Annotated in this window: 18 protein-coding genes and 2 tRNA genes; 7 read left to right on the forward strand and 13 right to left on the reverse strand. The window is 45.5% G+C overall.

The features are described from left to right. Window positions 1-27 precede the first annotated feature (27 nt). Genes gatE through AC0S1O_RS06115 form a run of 3 tightly spaced genes read right to left on the reverse strand, consistent with a single transcriptional unit; the run spans window position 28 to window position 5,745 of the window. Window positions 28-1,812 carry a Glu-tRNA(Gln) amidotransferase subunit GatE gene (gene gatE, locus AC0S1O_RS06105; RefSeq protein ID WP_475393441.1) on the reverse strand — a complete coding sequence of 595 codons (1,785 nt, stop codon included), beginning with the start codon at window positions 1,810-1,812 and terminating at the stop codon, window positions 28-30. Then, window positions 1,806-3,041: a Glu-tRNA(Gln) amidotransferase subunit GatD gene (gatD, locus tag AC0S1O_RS06110; protein WP_475393442.1), complete on the reverse strand. Its 1,236-nt coding sequence runs from the start codon at window positions 3,039-3,041 to the stop codon at window positions 1,806-1,808. The genes gatE and gatD overlap by 7 nt, the downstream gene beginning before the upstream one ends. A gap of 31 nt (window positions 3,042-3,072) precedes the next feature. Beyond that, on the reverse strand, window positions 3,073-5,745 hold the full coding sequence (locus tag AC0S1O_RS06115) for a DEAD/DEAH box helicase (protein WP_475393443.1): 2,673 nt from the start codon (window positions 5,743-5,745) through the stop codon (window positions 3,073-3,075). A 92-nt stretch (window positions 5,746-5,837) separates the two neighbouring features. Here AC0S1O_RS06115 and AC0S1O_RS06120 point away from each other — a divergent pair, with 92 nt between their 5' ends. Then, on the forward strand, window positions 5,838-7,184 hold the full coding sequence (locus tag AC0S1O_RS06120) for a RuvB-like domain-containing protein (protein ID WP_475394480.1): 1,347 nt from the start codon (window positions 5,838-5,840) through the stop codon (window positions 7,182-7,184). A 35-nt stretch (window positions 7,185-7,219) separates the two neighbouring features. On the opposite strand, the gene gdhA is transcribed toward AC0S1O_RS06120, so the two are convergent. The 3 genes from gdhA to AC0S1O_RS06135 all read right to left on the reverse strand — a co-directional run bounded on the left by gdhA (window position 7,220) and on the right by AC0S1O_RS06135 (window position 11,989). After that, window positions 7,220-8,590: an NADP-specific glutamate dehydrogenase gene (gdhA, locus tag AC0S1O_RS06125; RefSeq protein WP_475393444.1), complete on the reverse strand. Its 1,371-nt coding sequence runs from the start codon at window positions 8,588-8,590 to the stop codon at window positions 7,220-7,222. A 116-nt stretch (window positions 8,591-8,706) separates the two neighbouring features. Continuing rightward, window positions 8,707-8,829 (reverse strand) — tRNA-Gln (locus AC0S1O_RS06130). Window positions 8,830-8,923: 94 nt separating this feature from the next. Beyond that, on the reverse strand, window positions 8,924-11,989 hold the full coding sequence (locus AC0S1O_RS06135) for a PAS domain S-box protein (RefSeq protein ID WP_475393445.1): 3,066 nt from the start codon (window positions 11,987-11,989) through the stop codon (window positions 8,924-8,926). Between the two features lie 116 nt (window positions 11,990-12,105). Here AC0S1O_RS06135 and AC0S1O_RS06140 point away from each other — a divergent pair, with 116 nt between their 5' ends. Then, a complete protein-coding gene (locus AC0S1O_RS06140; RefSeq protein WP_475393446.1) occupies window positions 12,106-13,665 on the forward strand; it encodes an MBL fold metallo-hydrolase in 1,560 nt (519 codons plus the stop codon). On the opposite strand, the gene AC0S1O_RS06145 is transcribed toward AC0S1O_RS06140, so the two are convergent. The 6 genes from AC0S1O_RS06145 to AC0S1O_RS06170 all read right to left on the reverse strand — a co-directional run bounded on the left by AC0S1O_RS06145 (window position 13,648) and on the right by AC0S1O_RS06170 (window position 17,803). Beyond that, window positions 13,648-14,382 (reverse strand): hypothetical protein, encoded by a 735-nt coding sequence (locus AC0S1O_RS06145; protein WP_475393447.1) that lies wholly within the window; start codon window positions 14,380-14,382, stop codon window positions 13,648-13,650. The two genes, AC0S1O_RS06140 and AC0S1O_RS06145, sit on opposite strands and share 18 nt — an antisense overlap. Next, window positions 14,379-15,023: a holliday junction resolvasome, helicase subunit gene (locus tag AC0S1O_RS06150; protein WP_475393448.1), complete on the reverse strand. Its 645-nt coding sequence runs from the start codon at window positions 15,021-15,023 to the stop codon at window positions 14,379-14,381. The genes AC0S1O_RS06145 and AC0S1O_RS06150 overlap by 4 nt, the downstream gene beginning before the upstream one ends. 73 nt (window positions 15,024-15,096) lie before the next feature. Next, window positions 15,097-15,681, reverse strand: a complete 585-nt coding sequence (locus AC0S1O_RS06155; RefSeq protein WP_475393449.1) for a YiiX/YebB-like N1pC/P60 family cysteine hydrolase — start codon at window positions 15,679-15,681, stop codon at window positions 15,097-15,099. Window positions 15,682-15,855: 174 nt separating this feature from the next. Continuing rightward, window positions 15,856-15,973 (reverse strand) — tRNA-Asn (locus tag AC0S1O_RS06160). A 35-nt stretch (window positions 15,974-16,008) separates the two neighbouring features. Further along, window positions 16,009-16,935 (reverse strand): GTP 3',8-cyclase MoaA, encoded by a 927-nt coding sequence (moaA, locus tag AC0S1O_RS06165; RefSeq protein WP_475393450.1) that lies wholly within the window; start codon window positions 16,933-16,935, stop codon window positions 16,009-16,011. Between the two features lie 49 nt (window positions 16,936-16,984). After that, window positions 16,985-17,803, reverse strand: a complete 819-nt coding sequence (locus tag AC0S1O_RS06170) for a mechanosensitive ion channel family protein (RefSeq protein ID WP_475393451.1) — start codon at window positions 17,801-17,803, stop codon at window positions 16,985-16,987. An 86-nt stretch (window positions 17,804-17,889) separates the two neighbouring features. On the opposite strand from AC0S1O_RS06170, the gene cobO reads away from it, so the two are divergent. From cobO to AC0S1O_RS06190, 4 genes are all read left to right on the forward strand, one after another. Then, the gene (cobO, locus tag AC0S1O_RS06175) at window positions 17,890-18,399 is read left to right on the forward strand and encodes a cob(I)yrinic acid a,c-diamide adenosyltransferase (protein WP_475393452.1); all 510 of its coding nucleotides are present in this window, start codon (window positions 17,890-17,892) and stop codon (window positions 18,397-18,399) included. Between the two features lie 9 nt (window positions 18,400-18,408). Further along, window positions 18,409-18,729, forward strand: a complete 321-nt coding sequence (locus tag AC0S1O_RS06180) for an SCP2 sterol-binding domain-containing protein (RefSeq protein WP_475393453.1) — start codon at window positions 18,409-18,411, stop codon at window positions 18,727-18,729. Between the two features lie 216 nt (window positions 18,730-18,945). Next, window positions 18,946-19,320 (forward strand): ribbon-helix-helix domain-containing protein, encoded by a 375-nt coding sequence (locus AC0S1O_RS06185; protein ID WP_475393454.1) that lies wholly within the window; start codon window positions 18,946-18,948, stop codon window positions 19,318-19,320. Window positions 19,321-19,340: 20 nt separating this feature from the next. Continuing rightward, a complete protein-coding gene (locus AC0S1O_RS06190) occupies window positions 19,341-20,069 on the forward strand; it encodes an FtsZ/tubulin family protein (RefSeq protein ID WP_475393455.1) in 729 nt (242 codons plus the stop codon). Window positions 20,070-20,072: 3 nt separating this feature from the next. On the opposite strand, the gene dcd is transcribed toward AC0S1O_RS06190, so the two are convergent. After that, window positions 20,073-20,534 (reverse strand): dCTP deaminase, encoded by a 462-nt coding sequence (dcd, locus tag AC0S1O_RS06195; protein WP_475393456.1) that lies wholly within the window; start codon window positions 20,532-20,534, stop codon window positions 20,073-20,075. 75 nt (window positions 20,535-20,609) lie between these two features. Between dcd and mutS the strand changes: the two genes are divergently transcribed. Beyond that, on the forward strand, window positions 20,610-23,099 hold the full coding sequence (gene mutS / locus AC0S1O_RS06200; RefSeq protein WP_475393457.1) for a DNA mismatch repair protein MutS: 2,490 nt from the start codon (window positions 20,610-20,612) through the stop codon (window positions 23,097-23,099). Window positions 23,100-23,303 lie beyond the last annotated feature (204 nt).

Raw genomic sequence — 23,303 nt, forward strand, 5'->3', positions numbered from 1 at the left:
TATTACAAATCTTCTATTTAAGTTTTTCTAATCTCTCAAAATTGAGCCAATTTTCTCTCTCAACTTCTCACTCACCACCTTCCCGTCAACCTTGCCGCGTAATTCCTTCATAACGAGTCCCATGAGGGGCTTGAAGGCACCCATACCTCTTTCCCTTATGAATTGCTCCTTCTCCTTTACGATTTTTTCAATGATGGCATCCACGTCCACACTTGATGAGAAACTTTCTATGAGCTCATCCAAATCCTCACCATCGCAGGCCCGCTCCACTATTTCATCCACCGCTTCCTTGGCAAATTTGCCCTCAGCAAGGGCCGAAAAGATGCGGGCGTAATCCACATTCTCGCATCCGTTGATAAGGGCACGGGCAACCACCGTGGGGTATCCGAATTTCCTAACTATGTCCTCAAATAGATCATCCTTGTCCTCGTGGATTATTTGCCAGGCAAGTTCCTCATTTATTCCCAATGCCCCAAGTTCCTTCACCCTTTCCTCAGGCATGGGAGGCAGTTCTTTTTTCAATTTTTCCACATAATCCTGCGAGATTCTTATGGGGGGTATGTCCGTCTCAGGGTACATTCTGGCACCACCGGGAAGAGGACGAAGATAATGGGTTGAGCCGTCATCCCTTGGACCCCTGGTTTCATCGGGCACGCCTTCCAGGGTGATCTTGGCCCTTTCTATAACCCTCTGAAGGCCCATATTTGCAAGTTCCTCCTTTTCTGCTATTATGACGAAGGAATCCTGGCTACCAAGATTCAAAATTTCCCTTATTTTTTTCACCTCATCCTCGCTTATCCCGTATGATGGGAGCTCATCTCCGTGGAAGAGTCCCCTTATCCCTATAACGCGTACCCTATCTGCCAGTTCCCTGCCCAACCTGTAATTTCCATTTTTAAGAACTCCTGCAAACCCGGAGAGTTTTATGCCCAGAACCTTGCCCCCCTTCTTGAGAATCCTTGAGATTATCTTTGAATTCGTGTTCTCAAAAATTTCTGTGAGGTCATAAATTTTCTCCTCAACCCTCGCATCTCTTTTTTTAAGAATTGAGGCAATTTCCTTTAGCATCTCCTGCCTCTCAATCTCCATGTTCACCCACTGAGGAATCATATTGAGTTTTGAGGCTCCCTTTATCTCAACCCTTCCTTGGCCCGTGGAGATGTTGATGTCCTGCCTTATGGTGCCCGCTCCCCTGCGTACCCTCTTTGTGGCCCTTAAAATGTATCCTATTTTCTGGGCAACTTCCTTAACCTGCTCACCGCTCTTCATATCCGGAGCTGTGGAAATTTCAATAAGGGGTATGCCCAGCCTGTCAAGGCGGTAAACCACATAACCATCGCCCTCCTCAATTTTTCTCGCAGCCTCCTCCTCAAGGCAAATTGTGGGTATCCTCACCCGCCCAAAGGAGGTGTCAAGATATCCATCCACGGCCACCAGAGCGGTGCGCTGAAAACCAGATGTGTTTGAACCGTCTATGACTATCTTGCGCATCACATGCATTTCATCCACTATTTTGGCGTGGAGCATTAGGGCAACCTTTAGTGTTATCTCCAAGGCATCCTTATTCAGAGCATGGGGGGGTTCCTCATCCGCCTCCACCAGGCATGAATTTTCCGTTGCTTCATATATGAATTTTCTTCGCTTCACGCTCTCTTCCACTGCTGCCCTGTCAACCTCGCCAAGCTCGCTCTGTGTGGGCCTCAAAACACGCTCAAATTTGAAAATGACATTGTCGCTGAGGTACGAGTCACAATCGCAAAACAATTTTTTAGTGGCAAGCTGCTGATGGATCTCAAGCCCGCATTTTACCATGTTATCATCCTCCTTTTGGAGATCTCGCCCCTGAGGTTCTGGACCAGCAGATTTTTTGCCTCCTCATGCCCGTAATTTCCAAGGAGCCACATGAGCTTTACATACGCCACCTCTGGAAGCATGTCCTCAAGGGGCACAACGCCCGCCTTCTTAAGCTCTCTTCCTGTGGAATAGACATTCAGATTAACCCTGCCATGAAGACACTGGGACGCCATACCTATTATAATTCCATCCTTTATGGCTCTTTTTATGGATGGCAGAAGATGTGTGCCCACATGTCCAAGGCCTGTGCCCATGATTATCGCCCCGTGCATGCCATCAATCATCCTCTCAAACTGCTCAACGCCCATTCCTGGATAATAATAAATAAGAGCAACCTTCTCATCCATCCTATCCATTAACTCCGTCTCATCCTCTTTTTTCCTGTAATCTTCATAAAATTTCACCTCGCCCTTCCTCACCTCCCCAAGGGGTCTGGAATTTATACTCTTGAACGCATCCCTGCGTGATGTGTGCATTTTTCGGGCACGGACACCGCGATGCACATGACAAAAATCATCGCTGGTTGTGGCATGCATAACAACAGCCACCTCGCCCAGATCGCTCTTAGCAACCTTTACGGCGGATAGAAGATTCATATAGGCATCACTGCTCGGCCTGTCACTGCTTCTCTGAGCTCCCACAAAAACCACGGGTCCTGATAATTTTGGAAACATGAACGATAGGGCTGCAGATGAATAGCCCATGGTATCGGTTCCATGAGGTATCACCACTCCCTCCGAATGTTTCAGTTCCTCCTTAACCTTCCTTGCCATTTTGATCCAGTATTCTGGATGCATATCCTCGCTCAGGATGTTGAAAAGCACGCTTGCCCGGATATCGCACTCTTCAACAATTTCGGGTACAGAAAAAATCAAATCCTCGGCCGTGAGAGCTGGATGCACCGCACCGGTGCGATAATCCACATAACTGGCAATCGTTCCCCCTGTGCCGATTATTGAAATTTTTGGAAGTGCCTTATCCGATTTTATTTCTCTTTTAACCTTTTTCTTTTTCTCACCCTTCCTTATTATTTTTATTTCTTCCGGAACTATGCCTATGTTGTAACCGTTATCAAGTTTGAGAATTATTATGCCCCTATCGCTGAATTTGTTTCTCGGCATCAAAACTCCGCGAAACGTACCTTTCTCATTTTTTACCTCAACGTAGTCACCAGGCTCAGGATTCATAGTGGGGGTATATGCAAATGGGTATTAACCTTTATCTCAAATCCCAGAACTGCTTGTTCTTCGCATATTTCAATTCCTCCCGCAAAACCCTTTTTGCAATCTCAAACTCGTTTTCGTAGGGAACCTGAAGAATTCTGGCAGCTGTGCTCAGGCCTATCCCGCGTCCTGCAAGGGCAAGGGCTGCGGCCCTCTTGTGGGTTCTGAGCAGATGGGATATGGCCATCATCCTGTCCAGATCCCTGCGCTCCTCAGAGGTGAATTTCTTCTTTCTCAAAATCTTAATTTTTTCCTCCTCGTAGGGCTTTAAAAGTGCAACCCTTACACTTCCGCAGAACGGACATACTGGCTTTTGAAAATCCTTGACTTTTATGTGCATGCTCCCTCCGCAGGAGAGGCATACGAGGATCATCTCCTCCTCGAGGAGTCTTCTGTAAACAGCCTCAATCACAGGTCTCGTGGCCACAATGGGAGATACGAGATCTCCGTGCTCCTCCATAAGTTCCTTGCTCTCCTCCCTGAGGTCCCTTATCACAATTTTTATTTCCCCACTCCTTATTCTTTCCAGCATGCCCTCGACAACCTCTATGTCCATGTAGTCAAACATTAATTTATCAAGGACCTCTCGGTAAAGAGGCGTGCCCCTGTAAAGGTCCACTATCTTCTCAATTCTTATCTTTCTCAGGTCTGCACCCTTCTTTATTACTCCCATTTTCTTTGCCACGTGCATAAATATGTAGTTGAAAAGCCGCGAGTTTCTGGCAACTATTTTAAGGACTCCCTCAACGTTTCTGAGTTTGAAAATAAGATCTCGAAGATAATCAAGATTTATGTGAGGATTGAAAAATGCTATGTGATACGGAGATATGGAAAATTCCACACTTTCTCCAATCTTTTGGGAGATTATTGATGAGAGCAGAAGGGCCATGGTGTAATTGGCCCTTGTACCTCCCCTTATGCCCATGAAAACAATACCCTCCCCCTTTTCAAGCACTATTTTCCTTGAATTCCAGTCCATATTCCACCTCCCAAGAATATCCCTTGCTGCAGAGTTCAAATATTGCCTATCCGGTTCTGCTGATGCAACCTCGTAGGGCACGGGAATCTCCTCGCCAACCCAGGATGGGGGCATTGCTATGTCCCGGAGGTACTCCACTATGATTTTATCCTCCTTCATGTCAACGATTCTCCAAGCCATGCCCCTGATGACGAAACTCTCTCCGTAATTCAGAGAGGAAACAAAACTCTCATCAAGGGTGCCTATGAACTCCCCCCTCAGGGTCACCACCTTATAGGTTTTTTCGTCCGGAATCATTGATATGTTCTCGTAGAAGTACTCCCTTCCACCACGGGTTCTGCCAAAACTCAATCCATCGTACCATATCTTTTTCAAATCTCTCAGAAATTCAAGAAGCTCTATGAATTCTTCGTATTTCAGATCCCGAAATGGATACGCCCCCTTAACCAGATCGAAGGTATCTCTCACATCAACCCTTCCTTCAGAATTTGCCATTGCCACTATTTGATTTGTGAGTACCATCAGGGGATTTTTGCGGATTCTAACCTTTTCAACTCTGCCATTGTGCAGAAGGGTAAGTATGGCTGCAGATTCCCAAATTTCCACAGGTGTGTGGGCAAATATCTTGCCCTTGGATACCTCATCTATCCTGTGCCCCGCTCTCCCAACACGCTGAAGGAGCTTTGTCACCTGTCTTGGTGAGTTAAACTGGGCCACAAAATCAACTATGCCAACATCTATGCCGAGCTCCAGGGAGGATGTGCATATCAGTGCCTTCAACTTCCCGCTTTTGAATCGCTCCTCCGCCTCAACCCTGACCTTCCGGCTCAGTGAGCCATGGTGCACCTCAATGGGTGGAGAGGAGAATAAGAGACGGTAACGCATGCCTATGTCCTCAGCAGTGCATCTCGTGTTTGTGAAAACGAGGGTGGCCCGGTGGGCCATGATCTCTTCCCACATTTCCATAAGGAGGGATGCGTATTCCACGTCACTTCCCATTATCTCCGCTTCTCTCTTGTACCTTCTTTCAGGTGCATGCACTTGCACGTCTATTTTCTTGTAGAGTTTCAATTCCACAATCTCTATGGGTTCCCTTGGAGAGAGAAATTTCCCAATCTCCCGGGGATTGCCCACGCTGGCAGATAATCCGATGATCTGAAAATTTGTGAGTGTGCGGAGCCTTTCAAGTCCCAGTGCGAGTTGGGCTCCACGCTCATCCGATGCCAGTTCGTGTACCTCATCAATCACAACAAATTTCACGTTTTTTAGGCTCTCCTTCAATCTCTTTCCCATAAACATTATCTGAAAAGTCTCGGGCGTGGTTATAAGCACATCCGGGGGCTTTAGGGCAAGTTTTCTTCTCTCACTTGCGGGTGTGTCTCCATGCCTAACCGCCACCTCTACCCTAAGTTTCTGACCAAAATCCCTGAGCCTCTTGAGCATATCCCTGTTCAGGGCGCGTAGGGGAGTGATGTAAAGGCACGCGATTTTTCCGTGTTTTTCATTCATAATTCTGTGGAATATTGGAAGCATGGCCGCCTCTGTCTTGCCGCTCCCCGTGGGGGAGATTAGAAGCACGTTCTTACCCTCCAGAATGAATGGAATTACCTTCCTCTGCGGCTCCGTGGGCTCGAATATGCCCTTCTCTCTCAACACCTTCTGAATCTCTGGATGCAGTAGTTCAAACACCCTGATTTGTAGGAAAAATCGTATAAAAATTTATTTGCACCTTTTGGAAAAATTTATATAGAAGAATAATTTTACAAAGTTTGGTGGTGAAGATGGAGATTGCGGAGATGAAGGAGTGGGAGAGGATATCGGCGCACTCACACATTATGGGGCTTGGGCTCGATGAGAATTACAGGGCACTCAGAAAGGCGGATGGAATGATCGGCCAGGTGGAGGCAAGGGAGGCCGCTGGAATAATTGTGAGGATGATCAAGGAGGGAAAATTTGCGGGCAATGCAATTCTCATAGCGGGTCCTCCAGGAAGCGGTAAAACTGCACTTGCAATTGGAATTGCTAAGGAACTGGGCGAGGACGTGCCCTTCGTGCACATTGCTGGAAGTGAGATTTACAGCAGCGAGGTGAAAAAGACAGAGTTTTTGACTCAAACACTTCGCAAGGCAATAGGTGTGCGTATTCATGAGATGCGCAACATATACGAGGGCAAGGTTGAAAAACTGAGCATGGACTACATGCAGCATCCCTACAATCCATACCAGAAGATACCTGCAAGTGCAACCATAACACTGAAAACAAAGAAGGAAAAGAAAAAACTCAAGATGGACCAGAGCTTTGCAATGCAGTTGCTCCAGCAGGGCATAGATGAGGGAGATATAATTCAGATAGATGCAGATAGCGGGAGAGTTGTAAAAATAGGCATATCCAAGGATGCGGTGGAGGAGAAGAGTTACGACCTGGCTTCCGAGAAGATAATGGACATACCGGATGGCCCCGTTCTAAAGGAAAAGGAATTCGTCTATACCCTGACCCTCAATGATCTTGATATGATGCAATCCCGTTCGGGTATGGATATTGCCTCTCTTCTGTTTGGAGCATCTGAAAGAAAGGAGATAGGAGATGAGGTACGCAGAAGGGTTGATGAGCAGGTTAAGAGACTTGTGGAGGATGGTCGCGCGGAGCTGATTCCTGGAGTGCTGTTCATTGACGAGTGCTCAATGCTGGATATTGAGACATATGCATTTCTGAACAAGGCCATGGAGCAGGAACTCTCTCCAATATTGATATTTGCCACCAACCGTGGCATAACAACGGTGCGGGGCACTGATATAAAATCACCCTTCGGTATGCCCATAGACCTTCTTGACAGGCTGCTAGTGATCACCACGAAGAAATATGAGAAGGAGGATATGCGCGATATAATTCTAACCAGGGCCAAGAAGGAGAAGATAAAAATCACAGAGGATGCCCTTGACTACCTGGTGGACATTGGGCAGAAAGCATCGTTGAGATACGCCATACAGTTACTCGCCCCTGCCTGGGAACTTGCAGGAAAGAAGGAAATTGAAAGGGAACACATTGAAAGGGTGTATAAATTATTCGCAGATGTAAAGCGCTCGGTGGAGTACCTGCGCAAGATGGAAGAAGAGATGATTTACGACTAATCTCAATTTTTTATTTTTAAAAAAAGAAAAAGGGTTTAGTAAATGCCCTGATCGAGCATGGAGTCAGCCACTTTCACGAATCCGCCAATGTTGGATCCGAGCAGCAGGTTGGTTGGCTTGTCGTACTTCTCTGCATACTTGACGCCGGTGTTGAATATGTTCACCATTATGTTGTGCAACTTGCGATCAACTTCCTCTGCAGTCCAGTAGGTGAACTGGGCGTTCTGGCTCATCTCAAGACCGCTCACGGCCACGCCTCCTGCATTGGCAGCCTTTGCAGGTCCAAAGAGCACATCGTTCTCAAAGTAGTGATTGATTGCATCCAAGGTGCTTGGCATGTTGGCGCCCTCAACCACTGCTATCAGACCAGCGTTGGTGAGGATCTTTGCATCCTCAAGGGCTATCTCATTCTGAGTAGCGCTCGGGAATGCTATGTGAACCTCTCCTGCCTCCTTGGCTGCAACTTCCCATGCCTTCTTGCCGGGGAACCAAGGCAGATCGAATTTCTCAGCCACTTCCTGGAGCCTGCCATGCTTTATGGCCTTGGTCTCATAAACTGCGTTCCAGATCTCGTCATTTATTCCATCTGGCAGGTACATTGCACCCTTTGAATCTGAGAGTGTCACGACCTTACCACCATATTCGGTAACCTTCTTTGAGGCAAACTGGGCCACATTACCGCTGCCGGATATGGCCACGTTGTAACCCTTAAGGTCCTTCTTACCCTTGAACTTCTTGAGCATTTCAATAAGGTAATAGGTGGCTCCATAGCCAGTAGCCTCAGGCCTTATAAGAGAACCGCCCCAGTTGAGACCCTTGCCGGTAAGCACGCCTTCCCAGCGATTCACAATCTTCCTGTAGGCACCAAAGAGATAGCCGATCTCTCGGCCACCAACACCGATATCTCCAGCGGGCACATCGGTATTCGGGCCAATATGCCTGTAGAGTTCCATCATGAAGTTCTCGCAGAAGCGGCGCACCTCGGCATCGCTCTTGCCATGTGGATCGAAATCGCTACCGCCCTTGGCACCGCCCATGGGTATGCCAGTAAGGGCATTCTTGAATATCTGCTCAAATCCAAGGAACTTGAGCACACCAAGGGTCACGGTTGGGTGGAACCTCAAACCGCCCTTGTATGGGCCAATTGCTCCGTTGAACTCAATTCTGTAACCGCGATTCACGTGCAGTTCGCCATTGTCGTCCTCCCAGGTAACACGAAACATAACAACGCGCTCGGGCTCGGTTATTCTCTCAAGAATCTTGTGCTTCATGTACTTGGGGTTCTTCTCTATCACAGGTACCAGTGTGTGCAGAACCTCGGTTACAGCCTGATGGAATTCGGGCTGTGCTGGATTCTTTGCCTTGACGTTCTCTATAACATTTTCCACATATTCCTTTGCATTCATTTCTATCACCTTTTTTAGGCATGGGGAAATTGCAGCAAGAGATATAAAGATTTCTTGTACCGAAAATGGATTTTTTAAAATTCGTAAAATAAATGACGATAATTGTAAATAAGTAGCAGCCCCGGGAGGATTCGAACCTCCGTCCAGGGATCTCACCGGGAACCCTTTGGAGATAAAGCACCTTTTCCAAAGGGGCTTCCTCCAGAGTCCCCGATGCTTGACCACTACACCACGGGGCTTCGCTCTGCTCGCTCCGGGGCTAGCTCGCATCTCATCGATGCTCGCCACACCACGGGGCTACGGGAAGGGAAATATATCAGGCATATTAAAATTTTACGAATCTCCGGTTATCTCCTTTGGTATTTTGAGCACAAACACGCTTCCGCGAGGTTCGTTGTTTCTTATCTCCACCCCTCCACCATGGAGTTCCATTATCATCTTCACTATTGAGAGCCCAAGACCCGAGCCTTCGCCAGAATGAAACCTCTTGAATGGCTCAAAAATGAGTTCTCTCTTGCCATCCGGTATGCCCGGGCCATCATCTGCAAAATTGAGGAGTATGTAGTTCCCCTTTTCCACAGGATAAATTTTCACCTCGCTGGCACCGTATTTGAATGCGTTGTCAAGTATGTTCACAAACGCCTCCTTGAGCAGTGTGAAGCCCTTAAGATGAAGATCTCCAAGATTGTTGATGATTTTTGCATTGGGATACTTCTTCCTTATCAGGTTTATGCTCTCATCAATCATATCAGAAACATCTGCACTATCCTTTTCCAGTGCTGCTTTATTTACGCCCAATTTTGAGAACAATCTTGTTTTGTTTATTATCCCGTTTGCCTCTTCAAGGGCCTCTTCCATTGCATCCAGGAACTCTGGAGCAGGATCCTCCCTGGCCAGTTCCAGGTATCCCTGAAGCACCGCAAGTGGATTCTTCAAGTCGTGGCTTACAATGTGCAGAAGCAGTTCCTGAAACTCTTTAACCTTCCGGAGGTTTCTCTGATATTCAAGGCTTGCAAGCGAAACTGCCAGGTGGGTGGCTATGAGATCTATGAGCATCCTGTCATTTTCAGATATGCCATCAAGTTTCTCACTTTCCACATTCAAAACACCGAACATTCTGTTTTCGAATATTATCGGTGTGGCATACTCGCTCCTTGTGCGAGGATTCACCTCCATGTACCACGGATCCCTTGACACATCCGGAGCGTAATAGGATTTTTTGTTTCTTGCAACCCATCCAACTATACCGCGATTCCCTATTTTCACGTTTTTCAGGTTCACCGCCTCTCCCATTCCTCCATATCTGCGGACCACAACACCGTCCTCCATAATCTCTGTTATAACCACATTGTTAAGGCCCAGCAAATCCGTGATCGTATCAATAACCATGGTGAAAAGTTCATCCTCATCTTCAGCCATTTTCATTCTCTCAAACATATTAACAATGGCCAGAAGTTTCTCTTCCATCTCTTTAAGGGAGGTTATGTCCTGGGCGCTCATCATGTCAACCTTCTTTCCCTCCCACTCTATGATGGTGCCTCTCACCATACACCATCTCGGATTTCCCTTGGAATCCATAAGTTTTGCCACATATGTATCCGGTATATTCTCTCCTGCCATGCGCCTGTTGTAATTGCTCCAGAGAAGGTCGCGCATATCTGGATACACTATTTTCAGAAAGTTCTTGTTCAAAAGTTCTTCCTCCGAATAACCGAGCATATCCTTCATCGTTTCGTTTACAAATATGATCTTGCCATTGTGGAGAATCGCTATGCCAACAAGCACGTTTTCCAGCGCAGTTCTGTACTTTTTCCACTCCTCCTGGAGTTTGTCTATCCATCTCTTTCTCTCCGTTATGTCTATTGCCACACCTATAGCGCCTATCACGTTTCCCATTCCATCCCTGAGGGGTGAGGCATTTATCAGAATATCCACTGGCACACCATCTCTTCCTATGAGACGTGCCTCATAAACCTCGCTCAATCCCTGCCTTATCCTCTTGTATGCCTCCATCATAACCTTCTTGCTCTCCTCACACAGGAAATCAAATACCTTCCTTCCCAGTATCTCCTCAGGTTCATAACCCGCCATTTCTGCAAGCCTGGTGTTGACAAATGTTAACTTCAAATCGTTATCGGTTATGCCTATTCCCGCAAGGGACGTGTTTATCAACGTCTCATATCTTTCCTTGGTTTCCCTTATCTTCTTGAAAAGATTTGCATTCTCAATGAATATGGCAAGGAAGTTGGCGATAATCTCCAAGTACTTCAGATCCACCTCTGAGTAACTGTTCGGAGCGGGCGTGGATACTATGAGCACTCCCAGCACCCTGTCCCTATAAATTATTGGAACGAACATTGCGGATTTCTCCATCTCTTTGGAGCCCACAACCGTATAGTCCTCAGGGGAGAACTCCTTGGATATGTCCCTTATCAGCAAGGGCTTTTTTGTGTGTATAACTCGCCCCGCCAGAGAATGCTCCGGGTCAAATTTGATGCTCATCTCGGTCATATCCTCCGATCCGGAGCGACCATAGGGGTAGTAAATCTCGCCCTTATCCCCCATGTATATGCCAAAAAGGAAGGATTTGAATTTCATAACCTTTTTTAGCTCCTCGTATATTTTCTCTCCCATGTATCTCAAATCTGGAAAGTCGCCCATTTGAAGGGATATGTTGTAAAGCGCGGATAAAAGATTGTTTCTGCGCTCCAGTTCCTGCTCACGCAGATTTTTATCCGTTACATCATATTTCAGAGAAACCATGTACTCAACCTTGCCACTTCTCCCCTTAACGGGCACTATGGTCATCTCCTCGTGGTACAGTTCTCCATTCTTCTTTCTGTTCACAATCACACCATGCCAGATATTGCCCTGCAATACGGTGTTGCAAATGTCCCGGTAAAATTTCCTGTCGTAGAGCCCGCTGTTCAAAAATTCAGGGGTTTTTCCAATAACCTCCTCAGGCGTGTATCCAGTTATACGGGTAAAAGCAGGATTGACGTAGAGTATTCTTCCACCTCTATCTGTGACCATAACCATTTCAAGAATATTGCCAATGGAACTTGACAGTATTCTAAGAGCGAGTTCCATTCTTTTCTGGGATTCGTCCCATACGTGGAGCACTGTCTTATCCCCCGCTCTAAGCGCCTCCACGGTGCAAGAAGAGCCGTCCGTAAGATGGAGATCCACGCTAAAAGACCCTTTGCTATCTGAAAGGGATGATAATGTATCCCTGAAAATCTTACGGGAGCGCTTGTCAAGATAATCCAGAAAATATGTTTTTGATGGCTCATAACCAAGTATGCTTCTGGCATTTGAATCTGCGTTTATGATCTTAAACTCACCATCAACCACGACCACGCCCGGAGAAGTGTAACTGAAGTTGAGCATACAACCCATGACAAGTGGGAAATCTGCGTAAAGTTTTTATTTTTTACGGGTGTGATTATCCAATTTGATAACAAAAACAAAATCTTCGTGGAAATTTTAAAATACTGGCATTCAGTCCTATGAGCATGGAAGTGAAAATCTACGATGGAGCGGAAAGCATAGGGGGCTCCAAGATTTACCTTAGAGATGGAGCACATGGAATTTTTCTGGATTTTGGGCTTAATTTCAGCACATCATCTCTGTACTTCAAGGAGTTCATCTCAATGCGTACAATTAGGGGACTAAATGACCCAATAGAGATGGGACTCCTGCCCAGAATAAACGTGTACAGGGATGATTTGAAAACATCTGATATGAATTTTGGGGATTTTGAAAAAATACCCGTTGATGCTGTTCTTCTTACTCATGCCCATATGGACCACTGTGGTATGATTGGATATCTTGATTTCTCCATTCCCCTTGTTGCCTCACCGGAAACACTGGCTTTTCTGAAGGTTTACAGGGACACAAAGAGTAAAATAGAGAATTCAGTGATTTACGATGTTCTCCGGGAGGAAAATGAGGGGGCATTGCCCATTTTGAAGAGTAAGAGCAAGGAAATGGGTAAGGATTACGAAAAAATCAAAAAATATTTTCTGCTCAGGAAACTCATTCCAACGGATACCCTGGGAAAAGATGCTGTGGAGTTTCTTCATACATACAATAAAGAAAACGTGAGCCGGTACAGCCGGGAGAACCTTATAATAGGAAATATGGACGACCTGCCTTTTAAAATCAGGTCCCACATGGTGGACCATTCCATTTATGGCTCTGTGGGATACGTTGTTGAGACAGATTCTGGGAAGGTTGCCTACACGGGAGATTTCAGAATGCATGGAGATAGAAGGGAGAGCACCGTGCAATTCGCAGAAATGGCCAGAGGAAGCCGTGTGCTGATAGTTGAGGGCACGAGAGTTGCCGATGATCGAGAGCACAACTACACCACAGAAGAGGATGTTCTAAACAACTCTTCAGAGGCAGTTGCTTCGGAGGGTGGGCTCGTTATTGCAGATTTTTCTCCAAGGGATTTTGAAAGGCTCAACATGTTTGCCCGTATAGCGGGGGAGAGTGGTAGAACCCTTCTGGTAACTGAGAAGGATGCATACACAATTATGGCACTAAGGGCGGTTGGCACGGAAATTGACGTGGAAAATATAGGGATATACAGCAAACCTCGCGATAGATCAGAGTGGTGGCTTAAGATTTTGAATAGTAGCGATTTATGGGCTGACAAATTTGTAAGCCCCAACATGGTTAGGGAAGAACCTGAAAATTTCATACTTGCATTTTCACTCTACGATTTACCAAACCTGATGGATTTGAAACCTAATGGAGGAACCTATATTTACTCATCAACAGAACCCTTCAACGAGGAGATGGAACTTGATTTTTCAACACTCAACAACTGGTTGAAGAGGTACAATATGAAGAGTGTTGGCTTTAGATTTGTGGATGGAAAACTTGAATATGTGAAGGGCTACCACGCCTCTGGACATGCAGATCCAGAGGATATTCACAAACTCATAGATACCGTGAATCCCGAGATCATAATACCCGTGCATACCACGAATCCACAATGGTTTGAAAAAGAGTTTGGAGAAAAAACGATTATGCTGAGAAATGGAGAATCAGTTGATATTCCTTAGCAGTGATTTAAGGGTTTTACCCTTGGTTGTCAGGTATATTTTTTCATCCTCCATCTCTATGTATCCGTGCTTTTTCATGTAAATTATGTTTCTGTCCGCATCATCCTTGAATATTTTACGAAACTCTTCGTAGTCCATGGAATCGGGGATGTACAAGATATATTCATCCAGATTTATGCTGCGTTGGGAGGTGAAATGAACGGTGGGTAAACTCTCCACCACACCCTTTTCAGCGTGGTAAACATCCACAATAAGGGGTTTTTGATTTCTGAGTCCCATATACTTGTAAAACCTCTTGTCATGGGCAAGGTCCATCATTACCAGATAAAGGGCAAAGGAGCCCATCTTGTGGCCACAACTCACATTGACCTTAAAGGTCATGCTTTCCTTTCCCGCATATGCTTCCATCAGATCCTCAATCTTATCGTACATTTTACCGTATGAGTTTTCATAGTCCGTCAGTTCCACCTTTATGATCTGAACACCGTCCTTTACATCCTCAAGAAGGGCCAGGTATTCTTTCCTTTCCCTGTCTGAAAGTTTGCTCACAACTTCCCTAATTTCTTCAAGAGAATACTCTGAGAAAACTATACCTTTATCAAATTTTCCGGCATAATTGATGGCATCTCTGAACTTGTTTACCTCCTCCAGATTAAGCACTTCTCTCTCAGGATTTTTGTACGTGTACACGGTTAATGGAGACACAAAGATTTTCATGGCTCATCACCCATAAACAGGTATGCTGCATTATTGGCCACTATTATTTTTTCCCTTCCATCCCTCAATTCCTTAACCAGATTGGCCCTTTTCAACTTCTCCTTTGCATCTGAAATGGTGGAGTATCCTTTTTGCAGGTTATCACGTATATCTTTCATCCTTGCCCTACCATTGTACTCATTTATTATCATTTTCAACATCTCCTTGGCTGTGGATTCGCTCCCCATACGAAAAAAATTTCGCTGCTCACCACTCAAGGTGATGGGCAGTTTCTTTATTTTTATTGCACCATTCTCGGTCACCATATAAATAACAGGTATATCCTTAATGGCTGCGTTCAAAGCCAGGGAGAAGGCCATTACCTTCGTTCCACCGGTTATGTTGGCAACGGAGTCCTCAGATAAATACTTGCGCGTGGTTTCAATGCACTCTCTAAAGTCCATGGGATTTACCTTCACTGCGGTGACGTTATCAAGTGCACTTTTCACCTTTCCAAGGGCACTCTCAACCCTCCCTTTCTCAGTGTCGTCCACGTATCCGTATATCACCACATTCTCGTCGGCCCTGAGGATATTTGCAACCTCCACCACAACCTTAGACGTCCATCCAAGTGTTGAAATCAATCTCATTTTTATCTCCAAAGGAGAAGTGCACTCAAATGATAAATTATTTTCTCCGAAGTTTACGACAAAAATAGAAAAAGTAAAAAATTAGTTAAGAGCCGTATTGAACGCTTATGATATCCACATGGCTATCGTCGTAGATCTCCTGGGGTGCAACGCCCCAGAGGTACTTCCAGCAGAAACCGGGATGCTCGTCAATATCTATTCCCGCAATATAGTATCCTGCCCAGGCAAGTTCAGAGCAGTAGTACTTACCATTATCTATCTCCTTGTGCCACCAGGCATAGTCATAGGGATCCCCCAGTTTGGATAGCATAAATGCGAGGGCCTCCTCTTTCACCTTCTCTGTGGTCATCACCCTTCCTATGGCAATTTCTGGATATCTGTGATCTATCACACTCAACGGGCGCAGATGAACTCCGTCTGCATATGCCTCTATAAACCAGCCAGTTCCATTGCTGTCCCAACCGACAAAAATCATCACATGGGTCCAGTGCCCGGGTATTATCCACGCCACAGATGGAGAGTACCCGAAAATGATATCTCCTGGCTCAAGCATGGAAAAATTATAATGTTCGTTGTACGTGTTTCCTCCAATGGACGATGCAAATGCTGTACCCTGTATGGAAACCATGGCAATCAGCACAAACAGGGATACAAACTTGCCAATCTTCATGCTACCACTGAGTTAAAGATACTTCATCTTGTTATTTAAATTTATCCATCCCCCAAACCTTCGGACAAATGTGCAAAGTCCAAGGAGGTTGATAAAGATGGAAAATGGGAAAAATAAAGGATTTATAGATGGTGGGAAGGGTGCGAATCCTTCCGCACCGCGCTACCGCACTAGCGCCGCCGGCAGGATTCGAACCTGCGACCTGCCGGTTTCTGCGGCCCTTTTGGGATAAAGCCCTTTTTCGAAGGGCTTCTTAACAGCCGGCCGCTCCAGCCAACTAAGCTACGGCGGCACAATGGGGTGTATTAGAAAGGAATATATAAATTTTCACTTCCAGTAGGGTTCGCGTCTCATAATGGCCTCCTTGAAGAGCGAGAGTAATGTGGCATCGTCGGCACCGTTGCGCATGGGAGTGAGGATATCCACCAGATTATCGTCCCTCAGAAGGCAGGGCTTGAGTTTTCCATCACTCGTCAGCCTTATTCTGGTGCAGTACATACAGAATTCCGTGTTGTGCATTGGCCTGACTATCTCCACCTCTGCAACTCGGGAGCCAAATCTGAACTTGAACCTTTTCCTGCGGTGCAACTCGTTGTACTTTACCTCGTAGGCAATTTTTTCAAGATGCTCCTCTATGAATTTTGGATTCACGTGGTATTTTCTGAAGAATTCCGTCTGTTCCTTCTCCACAGGCGCCTCCAGTTCAATAATCTGAAGCACCGCTCCTGTATCTGCTGAAAATCTGATCATATCTTCAATCTCGTCCTCGTTGATGCCTTTGAGAAGCACCATGTTCAATTTCACAGGATTCAGATTTGCATCTATTGCTGCGTAAACCCCATCCAGGGCATCCTTGAGCATATCGAGGCCGGTTATTCTCTTGTACTTATCCCTGTCAAGGGTATCAAGGCTTATGTTCACCCTGTTTGCCCCTGCCTCCCGAAGTTCATAGGCGTATTTTGGGAGGAGTGTTCCATTTGTGGTTATGGACACATCCCTATCCATCAATGGTGCAGCCCTGCCCACAATTTCCACAATATCCTCCCTGTAAAGCGGCTCTCCCCCCGTGAACTTCACCTTCCTTATGTCCAATTTGCGGGCAATTTTCAGTATTCTCTCAATCTCTTCCGGGCTCATCTCCCTTGTGTGCCTGTGCCACTCCCCCTCCCGATGACAGTAAAAGCAGCGGAGATTGCATCTTTCCGTCACGGATACTCGTATGCTTTTCACAGGTCTTCCAAAACGATCCTTCACGATGTACCTAATAGAGCATAACGATAAAAAAGTTTTGAAAAGGGGAAAATTATTCCTTTTTGAGGTGTACGTCCACCTGCGGGAACGGTATCTCTATGCCCTCCTTGCCATAGGCCTCGTATATTGCCTTGGTGATCTCTCCCTTAACCGTCCAGTAATCGCCTGTTTTTGCCCAAGGTCTCAACTGCAGATTTATGGATGAATCAGCCAGTTCAGTTATGGCAACCGAGGGCTCTGGATTCTTAAGCACGAGTTTGTGGCTCTTCATAACGTCCATGGCTATCTTAACGGCCTTATCCAGGTCCGTGCCGTAGGCCACGCCAACGTTCACATCCACGCGCCTGACATTCATCTTGGTGTAATTCACCATCGGGCTTCCCCAGACACTCTTGTTGGGAATTGTTATAACAGTATTGTCTGGAGTGAGCATGGTTGTTGACATAATTCCTATGTGCTTTACGCTACCGGTGAATCCCTGCACAGATACCACATCTCCCTTGTCAAAGGGCCTTGTTAGAGCGATCCAGAATCCGCTGGCCATGTTCGTTATGGTATCCTGCAATCCAAAGCCCAACAGCAAGCCAAAGATGGCAGATAGGCCGAGAACGATGGCATTCATATCGTATCCAAGAGCCGTCACTGCAAGCAAGAACACCAGAATGTAGAGAACTATGGCCGTTACTCTAATGAGAAACTCGGCCAGAATCTCAGGCAGCGGTGTTCTTTTGAAACTCTTATTAAGAATCCAGACAACAATCTTCACAACTATGAAGCCCACAATGAGTATCACGAAGAACCATATTATTTGCATCACTGAAAGTCCAATGTAGGGCAGTGGTGTTTCCAAATCAAATCCCCCTGTGGCCATTTTTAGTCACCCCTTACATATACCATATTTGCATACTTAATTCTTTCCGTCCGTAACTTATTTAATCTCCCTGCATATTCTCGCCTATGGGCTACATACATGTTTACACAGGCAACGGAAAGGGGAAAACCACAGCAGCGTTCGGGCTTGCAATGCGTGCTGCCGGGCGTGGAAAGAAGGTGTGCATCGTACAGTTTATGAAACCTGACAGGGGTTATGGAGAGCAGATTGCGGCCAGAAAACTGGGAATAGAGGTTTACCCCTTTGGCTCCAATCATTTCGTCAACAGGAATAACCCTGCGAGGGAGGATATTGAAAGGGCCAGAAATGCCCTGGAGTTTGCCGCAAAAAAATTGAGTGGGGATTACGATTTGCTCATTCTGGACGAGATAAATGTTGCCCTGGACTTCGGTCTCATATCCCTGGAAGATGTTCTTTCACTTCTGGATTCCATACCAGAAAGAACGGAGGTTGTGCTCACTGGAAGATACGCGAAAGAAGAAATAATAGAAAGGGCAGATCTCGTTACAGAGATGAAAGAGGTGAAACATTATTATAGGAAGGGGGTTATCGCCAGGGAGGGAATAGAGTATTAGGTGATGAATATGAAATCCATGCTACAGGAACTGGTGGACAAATTCAACGCCAAGGATGATCCGAGAAAGGAGAAAATAAGGGATCTGGAAAGAAGCATAGTGATAAGGTTCAAGGATGATGGAGCATACCATATGTACCTGAAAGATGCAAAACTCTCCGATGTGAAAGAGGGAGATATTGATGCGGATATCATCGTTGAAACCGATGCAAAGACATTTCAGGACATACTCGAGAAGAGGGAGGATGCCCTCACTGCGTACATAACGAAGAAAATAAAAATAAAAGCCAAGTTGATGGACAAACTGCTCCTATCAGACCTCCTGAAATAGTCATATGTCATACAGTAAGCGCCACAAAGAAAATTTTTGGAAACTTTTGTCATAAAACGTCATACATTTATTCTTTTCTTTTCTAAGGGATTGGTGAAATTCAAATTTTCCAAAAACATTTTGTCATAAAAATATTAAAATTTTATGCAATAATGAAAAACTTTATATATTGATTTGTACATATCTTCCATACCAACAAGGGCAAAGGGTGTATGAATGAATGGAACAAGGTTAACAATAAGGCTCTCAGACGTGGAATTGGATGAAATTGATGATTTTATGGCAAGGCACCCCGAATACAGGAGCAGATCAGAGTTCATAAGAACGGCGCTTATGGAATACATAAAAATGGCTGACAGGGGACTCCTCAAGGATAAGGGTATGAAGGTTGAGATGGAGGACAGAATCCTTGATGTGCTTGAGGAGTACGTGGATTACAAGTACTTCCGGGATATGGGAGATCTCATAACCTACGTATTGAGGATTCTGGTCTCAAATGGGGAACTTGCCAACATACTGAAATCATACACCCGGGGCATATCCTCTTTACGATTACAGGAGGAAGAGAAGAACCCTTTGCCCCATAGGTAATCTGCCAGAAGGTGATGGGAATGCGCGATATTGAAAGCGTTAGAAAGAATGTGGAAGAACTGCTTATGGACGAGTTCGGCATAAGACCCGATGTGCGAGTGTTTGCCTTTGGTGGGGGTGCCGGCAGGATAGTGTCATACATTGCCGAGAAGAAGATAGAGGGTACGAGGATCATAGCGATAAACACGGATGAAAGGGGACTGGAAAGTGTAACTGCGGATAAAAAGATGCTTCTTGGAAAAGACGTGTTGGGAGAGCACAGGGATGCAAATGGGGAAGTGAAGGTGGGGGAGTACATAATAAATAGAAACCGCGCCTGGATCATAGAGGAGGCCAGTAATGCGGATGTCATAGTTCTTCTTGCCTCATTGGGTGGAGGTACTGGTACAGGTGGGGTTGTGGAAACAGCAAGAATACTGAAAGAGAGGTTCGACAAGCCCATAGTTGCCATAACAGTACTTCCCTTCAGCATAGAGGGAGAGAGAAGAAAGATTGCGATGCAAGCGGTGCAGGAACTCAAGAACCTTGTCACAAAGCAAATAGTTCTGGATAGCAATCTGCTCCTCAAAACCCCAAGACTGAAGGTTGAGGATGCATACAGAACACTGTACGATGAGATATCAAATTTTGTGGCGAAAATTGCGAATGTTACGAGAAGAGAGATCGAAAAGAAATTCAGGGAGATATACCTGAGCGATATGAATACCGTGGTTGAAGAGGTCTACAACAATATCCTCGTGGCAGCATAATTTTTATATTTTTATATTTTTTTGTTTCTGATAGTTTCCGGAGCGAAGGGCGTAGGGCTTTTCTGCTGGAGAACTTAGGCGTATGAAACAGATCTGGGCGTATTTATCTCCCACTTTTAATTCTATCTCCCTTGTGGCAAATGAGCCCATGGTCAGTATGCCCTCAAATCCCGCATCCACAAGCCCAAAGGAAGCGAGAACCCCTCGCCTGGCCCATCTACTTTTAAGCCACAACTGCGCAACATAACCCTCGCCAAGTTTTATGTATTCCCTTGAACCTACCAGAAAATGCGTGAGTGAAGGGATGCTCAATTTTCCATTTTTTATGTAAACCTCTAATTCTGGAATCTTGATCTCACCCACAGTTAAATCGTATCCATTGGGGGTTAGGTTTTCCTCCCTGAAATTCTCAATGCCTATCTCCCCCCTCTCCATGGCTTTTAGAATATCCCTATCTGAGAGCATAGGGGCACATGGACAATGTCCTTAAAATATTTTCAAGAGAAAGGATTTAATATAAAAATCCCATAGGAATGGAAGATGGCCACACCCCTTATGAGACAGTACCACAGAATAAAGGCGAAGTACAGGGATACCATATTGTTTTTCCGTGTTGGAGATTTCTACGAGACATTTGAGGATGATGCAAAAATCGTATCAAAGGAACTCAACCTCGTGCTCACACGAAGAAGCAGGGAAGAGCCAGTGCCAATGGCAGGCATACCCCATCACGCCTTGGATGCATACCTTTCGAGACTTGTGAAAAAGGGGTACAGGGTGGCCATCTGCGAGCAGCTGGAAGACCCCAAGAAGGCCAAGGGGCTCGTGAAGAGGGATGTTATACGAATAGTCACTCCCGGAACACTCATAGAAGATACCCTGCTCACATACGATAACAATTTCCTCCTCTCGGTATATGGGAAAGATGATATCTACGGATTTGCAGCCCTGGACATATCCACGGGAGAGTTCTTCGCAGGCGAACTGGATTTTTATGGGATTAACGCTGAGATTCTTCGCCTTAGTCCTGCGGAGATCATATCCAATTTTGAACTTAAGGTGGAGGTCCCCCAGAAAATTATGCCTGAGGAGTACTATTCTGATTACGAGACCATACTTAAGGATCATTTCAAAGTTGCGGAGATTGGGGGATTTGGAATTGGAAAATACGGGCTTAAGGCGGCGGCAGCCGCATTGAAATATGCCAAGGAGAACACCATGTCGGAACTGAAGAATGTAACCTCCCTACAGGGCTATTTTCGTGATAGATTTCTGATTCTAGATTCCACAACCCTGAAGAATCTGGAAGTTTTCAAAAATTTTTTGGGAGAGGAGAGATACACACTTTTCTTCACCATAAACGAGTGCGTCACCCCGATGGGCTCAAGGCTCCTTAAAAGGTGGATGCAGAGACCATTGAAGGACGTGGATGAGATAAGAAAAAGGCAGGATGCCGTGGAAGAACTGACCAGGAAGCAGATGATGCTCGAATCAATCAGGGAGGTCCTATCCCACATAAAGGATCTGGAGCGCATAAAGACCAGAATCTCGCTTGGAAGGGCGAAGCCCAAGGATTTGATAGCGTTGAAGGAGGGGCTCAGGTATGCTCAGGATCTGAAGATAAACTTTGAATCCGAAATTTTGAGAAAGGAAAGTGAAAAAATTGAAGGAGTGGGGAAAATAGTGGATTTAATTGAAAGGAGCATTGCCGGAGATTATCCCATAGGAGGTGGGGTGATAAAAAGGGGATACAGCAGGGAACTTGATGACCTCAGGGATCTCGCACTCCACGCGCAGGACCTCATAGGGAAAATGGAGGAGAGGGAGAGAAGGAGCACGGGCATAAAGAGCTTGAAAATTGGATACAATGATGTGATGGGTTACTACATTGAAGTGAGCAAGGCAAATCTGAACAAGGTTCCAGAGCATTACAAGAGGAAACAGACACTTAAGAATTCGGAAAGATTCATAACAGATGAGTTGAAGGATTTGGAGTACAGAATCCTGAGTGCAAAGGAGAAGATAAATGAGATTGAGCAGGCACTATACGAAGAAATAATGGAGAAATTGAAGGATGAAACCTCCCGAATTGCAAAGGTGGCAGAGGCCATCGCACATATCGATACAATACAGAGCCTTGCAAAGGTCGCTCTTGAATGGAATTACACAAGGCCGGTTGTGGATGAGAGTATGGACATAGCAATCAAGAACGGCAGACATCCCGTTGTTGAAAGGTACACGGATTTTGTTCCAAACGACACAAATATCAGCGGAGAGGCGAGATTCATAATCCTAACCGGTCCAAACATGGCTGGAAAGAGCACATATATGAGACAGGTGGCCCTTATCACAATACTCGCACAGATGGGTTCCTTCGTGCCTGCAGATTATGCAAAAATAGGTGTTGTGGACAGAATATACACGAGGGTGGGGGCAAGTGATGACATAACCAGGGGCAGGAGCACATTTATGATGGAAATGGTGGAACTTGCAAATATTCTAAACACTGCCACAGAACGCTCTTTGATTCTCCTTGACGAGATAGGGCGTGGAACGAGCACCTACGACGGATTGGCCATAGCCTGGAGCATAACGGAGCATATCTACAACAAAATTAAGGCAAGAACAATATTTGCAACCCATTACCATCATCTTATTGAACTTGAAAATGTGCTTGAAAATGTTAGAAATTACCACATAGCGGTGAAGGAAACTCCAGACGGGCTTGTATTTGTACGTAAGGTTATGCCAGGGGGCATGAGCAAGAGTTATGGAATTGAAGTGGCAAAACTTGCAGGGGTACCGGAGGATGTTGTAAAAAGAGCCAAGAATGTTCTGGAAATGATTGAGGAGGAAAGAGTGATTGAGGTGCGTAGAGGAAAGAAAATTGTGCAAACAATGCTCTTTGGCGATTCTGATTGCGATGAAATTCTGGAGGAACTGAAGAGTCTGGATATAATGAATATGACCCCTCTCGAGGCCCTAAATAAATTGAATGAACTAAAAAACAGGGCATCAAAACTAAAATGAGTTATCAGAAAATTTCATATACAAAATCCCTATTTGGCCCTTATCCCAGATTACCCATGAAATAATGAGCGAAAGGGATATATATTGGTTGCTCATTAAGGGCTTTGCAAGGCAGCCAAATAAGGCGCCAGATGTGAAAAATGAGCATCTGGGTTCCATGGCTGCTTAAATGTGCTGATTGAATGGGGATTTGAGAAAAACTTC

The sequence above is a fragment of the Candidatus Aciduliprofundum sp. HYA1 genome (assembly GCF_056175085.1).